The sequence below is a fragment of the Sandaracinobacter neustonicus genome (assembly GCF_006385875.1).
GTDB lineage: Bacteria > Pseudomonadota > Alphaproteobacteria > Sphingomonadales > Sphingomonadaceae > Sandaracinobacteroides > Sandaracinobacteroides neustonicus.
In genome coordinates this window covers 1-4,931 of the sequence record NZ_VFSU01000008.1, presented here as the reverse complement: position 1 = coordinate 4,931, position 4,931 = coordinate 1, and the positions used below count along the sequence as shown (strand labels likewise).

Annotated in this window: 4 protein-coding genes; 2 read left to right on the top strand and 2 right to left on the bottom strand. The window is 65.5% G+C overall.

The features are described 5' to 3' along the window. The first annotated feature begins 472 nt into the window (after positions 1-472). Positions 473-2,002: a S10 family peptidase gene (locus FJQ54_RS00825; protein ID WP_140926408.1), complete on the top strand. Its 1,530-nt coding sequence runs from the start codon at positions 473-475 to the stop codon at positions 2,000-2,002. 593 nt (positions 2,003-2,595) lie between these two features. On the opposite strand, the gene serB is transcribed toward FJQ54_RS00825, so the two are convergent. Continuing rightward, positions 2,596-3,498 carry a phosphoserine phosphatase SerB gene (gene serB / locus FJQ54_RS00820; protein ID WP_140926406.1) on the bottom strand — a complete coding sequence of 301 codons (903 nt, stop codon included), beginning with the start codon at positions 3,496-3,498 and terminating at the stop codon, positions 2,596-2,598. Between serB and miaA the strand changes: the two genes are divergently transcribed. Continuing rightward, positions 3,497-4,381: a tRNA (adenosine(37)-N6)-dimethylallyltransferase MiaA gene (gene miaA / locus FJQ54_RS00815; RefSeq protein ID WP_140926404.1), complete on the top strand. Its 885-nt coding sequence runs from the start codon at positions 3,497-3,499 to the stop codon at positions 4,379-4,381. The genes serB and miaA overlap by 2 nt on opposite strands. A 293-nt stretch (positions 4,382-4,674) precedes the next feature. On the opposite strand, the gene FJQ54_RS00810 is transcribed toward miaA, so the two are convergent. Further along, positions 4,675-4,931 (bottom strand): transposase (locus FJQ54_RS00810; RefSeq protein ID WP_181159928.1); only part of this gene is annotated, 257 nt, incomplete at its 5' end.

Below are 4,931 nucleotides of genomic sequence, written 5' to 3'. Positions count from 1 at the left end.
GAGAGGAGGTGTCACCGGTTGGCCTGATCCGCTGACATCACAGCAAGCGCAACGGAAGCGCCGCAAGCTATAACCGACTTCTATCCCCCCACATCGTCGCCCCGGACTTGATCCGGGGCGACGATGTGGGGGGATAGAAGTCGGTTATAGCTTGCGGCGCTTCCGTTGCGCTTGCTGTGATGTCAGCGGATCAGGCCAACCGGTGACACCTCCTCTCCTACTCTCCCCCTTGCAGGGGGAGAGAGCCCCGTAGCGCCGCAGGCAATCAAATCTGATCACCCGCTCGGCGTTGGAGTGGGGCCACAACGCCAATGTAGAGGGTGCAGGGAAATCATTTCCCTGCCCGCCGGAGGCAAAAAACCGCAGACACACTTCCAACGCCAACGCCCCCGGACGCCGGAGTCCACCCACCGCTCACCGCCCCCACGCACAACCATCTTGCGCCGGAGCCGATCCGGTGCAATCCAGTGGCATGCAAACGAAACTCGCCGCCTCGCTGTTGATTGCCGCCATTCTTTCTGCGCCCGTGCTGGCGCAGGGGAAATCCTCCGATGCACCCAAGGTGGATGCTGCGAAGGAGAAAGGGGCGGAGATTCCGCCGCCCACCGTCTCCGTCACGAAGCACACGGGCACCTTCGGCGGCCAGAAGATCAGCTACACGGCGACTGCGGGGGAAACCTATCTCACCGATGAGAAGGGCAAGCCCACCGCCACCATCTTCTCCACGGCTTATGTGAAGGACGGCAAGGATCCGAACCGGCCAGTTACCTTCCTGTACAACGGCGGCCCCGGTTCGGGATCGCTGTGGCTGCACATGGGCGCGTTCGGGCCGAAGCGGGTGGCGATTCCGAACGATGGCCGGGATGACGGCGCCCCGCCCTACCCTATCGTCGCCAACCCCTACAGCCTGCTGGACGTGACCGACATCGTCTTTATCGATCCCGTTGGCACCGGCTTTTCCCGCGCGCTGGGCGATACCGATCCCAAGGAGTTCTGGGGCGTCACCAAGGATGCGAAATCCATCGCCCAGTTCGTGCGGAAGTGGCTGGATGCCAACGGCCGCTGGAACAGCCCGAAGTATATCGGCGGCGAAAGCTATGGCACCACCCGCTCCGCCGCGCTCGTGAACGAGCTGGAGGGCAGCTACAACGACGTCGCGCTGAACGGCATCATCCTGATCTCCACCGTGCTCGATTTCGCCGTCGGCTCGGAAGCGCAGGGCAATGAGATGGTGCATGTGACGAACCTGCCCTCCATGGCGGCCACCGCCTGGTATCATGGCAAGGTCGCCAACCGCCCGGATCGGGTGGAGGATTTTGTGGAGGAAGCCCGGCAGTGGGCGATGGGGCCGTATCTGGCTGCGCTGGTGAAGGGCCAGAAACTCCCCGCCGCCGAACGCGCGCAGGTCCGCAAGGATCTCGCCCGCTTCACCGGCCTCTCTGAAACCTATCTGGAAAACGCGGACCTGCGCGTGGTGCCGGGCCGCTTCTATAAGGAACTGCTGCGTGATCGCGGGCAGACGGTGGGGCGGCTCGATTCCCGCTACACCGGCAAGGATTATGACAATGCCGGGGAAGAGCCGGACAATGACCCCAGCTTCTACGGCATCGACGGCAGCTACACCGCCGCGATGAACAGCTACGCCCGCGACGAGCTGAAATTCTCGCCCGCCCGCGATTATGTCACCATCGGCGGCGTGCGGGACTGGGACTGGCGGATCGGCGGCCGCGACGACAACGCCTATCTGAACGTCGCCCCCTATATCGGCCGGGCCCTGCGCGAAAACAGCGGGTTGCGCGTGTTCGTGGGGCAGGGCTGGTATGATTTCGCCACCCCCTTCTTCGCCGCCGAATACAGCCTCAGCCGCACCGGCATCCCGCAGGATCGCATCCAGTATCATTATTATGACGCCGGCCACATGATGTATGTGCGCGAAGCCGATCTGGCGAAGCTGTCCAACGACGTGCGCGGCTTCATCAAGGCGCAGACGACAGGGCGCTGAGCGGGCTGGCGGCGGCGCGGTCCTTCCATCTGCGTGGAGCGGCAGGCGCAAGATTCGAAGGGGCGCTGCCCCTTCACCCCGGCAGGGGCGTGACGCCCCTGCACCCCCGGACTTTTGTGTAGCCCCTCCTCCTTCAGGGGAGGGGTTGGGGTGGGGGCCATCCGTTTGGCATGAGGTTGGGGTTAATTGCCTGCGGCGCTTTGGAGCGTGTCCGCTTATCCCCCGCTCAGGCTGAGCTTGTCGAAGCCCCCGGAAGCGAACGCGCAATGGCGGAGCGCGGGGTTACGCCACATCGGGCTTCGACAAGCTCAGCCTGAGCGGGATGGAGAGCAGGTCGGGGTCGCGGTTTGTGGGGATGGTGGTGGATCAGGCCCGGCGGGGACACCCCCTCTCCAGCTCTCCCCCTTGCAGGGGGAGAGAGCAAGGTAGTGCCGCAGGCAATCGAATCTGATCACTGATACGGCGCTGGAGGTTCAGTGCGACGCCAATTTCGAGGGTGCAGGGAAATCATTTCCCTGCCCGCCGGAGGCAAAAAAAACGCTCCACGCGGCACGCAAAGCCCTGCCCGCCGGAGGCCTCAGTGCTCCCGCAACCTACCCCTCCGCCCACTCCGCACGCGGAATCCCCTGCGCCCACAGCAGACTGGTCAGATCGCCCACGCGCACGGCGGCGTCTGCGGCGGCGGCCGCTTTGGGCTTGGCGTGATAGGCAATGCCAAGGCCTGCGGCTTCCAGCATGGGGATGTCGTTGGCGCCGTCTCCCACCGCCAGCGTGTCGGCGGCGGCCAGCCCCAGCGCGTTACGTTCGGCCAGCAGGGTGGCGCGTTTCACGGCGGAATCGACGATGGGCTTCTGTACGGTTCCGGCCAGCTTGCCTTCGGCGATGTGCAGGATGTTCGCCACCTGCCGATCAAAGCCGATCAATCCGGCGACGACGCCGGTGAAAGCGGTGAAGCCGCCGGAGATCAGCACGGTGCGCGCGCCCAGCGTTTTCATGGTGCTGATCAGCACGCGCGCGCCGGGCATCAGGCTGATGCGCTCGTCCAGACAGCGCTGGATCGCCCCGGCGTCCAGCCCGGCAAGCGCGGAGACGCGGGCGTCCAGCGCGGCTTCGAAATCCAGTTCGCCGCGCATGGCGCGTTCGGTGATGGCGGCGATTTCGGCCTTCAGCCCGGCGAAATCGGCCAGCTCGTCGATACATTCCTGCCCGATCATGGTGGAATCCATGTCCGCCACCAGCAGTTTTTTGCGGCGTGGTTGGGCGGCGGGCTGGGCGATCACGTCCAGCCCCGGCAACAGCGTTTCCAGCAGCGCGCGGGCCAGCGGCTGGTCGATACCGCGCACCACCAAGTCGGTGGCATAGGGCGGGTCCAGCGCGATCTCCGCGCTGACGATGCCGCCCGCTTCGGTCAGCGCGTCGCTTGCGGTGGCGATGTCGGCCTGCGACAAGCCGTGCGGTGAAATCAGAGTGATGATCAGGGCGTCAGAAACAGTCATGGAACGGGTCGGGCCTCCGCTGGCCGTCATTGCAGGGCCGACCGCCAGCGGCAAGTCCGCGCTGGCGCTGGAGATGGCCATGCGCGAAAATGGCGTGATTTTGAACGCCGACGCCAGCCAGATCTATGCGGACCTGCCGATCCTGTCCGCCGCGCCCCCGCCCGACGAACAGGCGCAGGCCCCGCACCGGCTGTTCGGCGTGATCGACGGCGCAGAGAGTTGCACGGCGGCGCGCTGGGCGGCGCTGGCCCGCGCGGAAATAGCCGCGGCGCACGCAGCCGGGCGGCTGCCGATCCTCGTGGGCGGAACCGGCCTTTACCTGCGCACGCTGCTGGGGGGCATCGCCCCGGTGCCGGAGATTCCGGCTGACGTGCGCGCCGCCGTCCGCGCACTCTCCACCGAACAGGTGCGCGACGCGCTCAGCGCCGAGGATGCGCTGATGGCCGCGCGGCTGCACGCGAATGACACGCAGCGCAACGCCCGTGCGCTGGAGGTGATGCGGGCGACGGGCCAGTCGCTCGCGCAATGGCAGGCGGCCCCGCCGCAGGGCGGGCTGCTGGGGCAGGTGGAACTGCGCCCGCTGGTGATCGACATCCCGCGCGACCTGCTGGTGCAGCGGATCGACCGGCGAATCGAGGCGATGTGGCAATCCGGCGCGCTGGAAGAGGTGCGGCGCCTTGCCGCACGCAATTTGTCACAAACCCTGCCGGTGATGCGTGCCATCGGCGTGCCACCGCTGCTGGCGCTGCTGCGCGGCGAAGTGCAAGTAGCTGAAATGATTGAAAGATGGCGACTGGATACGCGGCAATATGCCAAGCGGCAAGCCACATGGGCGCGCAACCAGACTGGCGGCTGGCCGCGAATTGTCACGCGCCCGATTTAACAGTTGATCACGGTTAACAGGCTGGAACTCTGCTAAGAAATTCCCACATCAACCGTATCAAGAACATAACAACATACATTCCCCAAGTGGCATGCCGTCTGACGTGAGTTTCGCCTGAATCCGACCGCAGGACAATCATTTTCCGTCCCGAGCGGCGTCGTCGGGCGCGCAAGGCGCTGAGACAGGGCAGATCGGCCCGCGAAGCCGCCGTGTTGTGCCCTGGTGGCGGTGTTTTTCAGCGCAGCGGACAGACCCATCCTGCCGTTTTCGTTCAGTTTGGGCGTGGATGGCGGTCATGCGCATAGCGGAGGCGCTCGCAATCGGCGGATGGCGGCGAGGATGGCGCGGACCATCGGACCGGTGACGGCCACCTCGGCCAGCTGGAAGGTGATGGCGCGGGCATGGCGGACGACACGTGCCCCGATCTTGATCAGCTTCAGTTGCAGGCTGGTCAACGACCAGTCGGCCATCGTCTCGGGCAACTCGATGCAGCGCAAGAAGATGGCCAGGTTGTAGGCCAGCGCATGCAGTTGCAGTCGCACCTCATTGT

Excerpts from the sequence above, each read along its gene's own strand:
- miaA (WP_140926404.1), top strand. The coding sequence starts at position 3,497 with ATGGAACGGGTCGGGCCTCCGCTGGCCGTCATTGCAGGGCCGACCGCC.
- FJQ54_RS00825 (WP_140926408.1), top strand. The coding sequence starts at position 473 with ATGCAAACGAAACTCGCCGCCTCGCTGTTGATTGCCGCCATTCTTTCT.
- serB (WP_140926406.1), bottom strand. The coding sequence starts at position 3,498 with ATGACTGTTTCTGACGCCCTGATCATCACTCTGATTTCACCGCACGGC.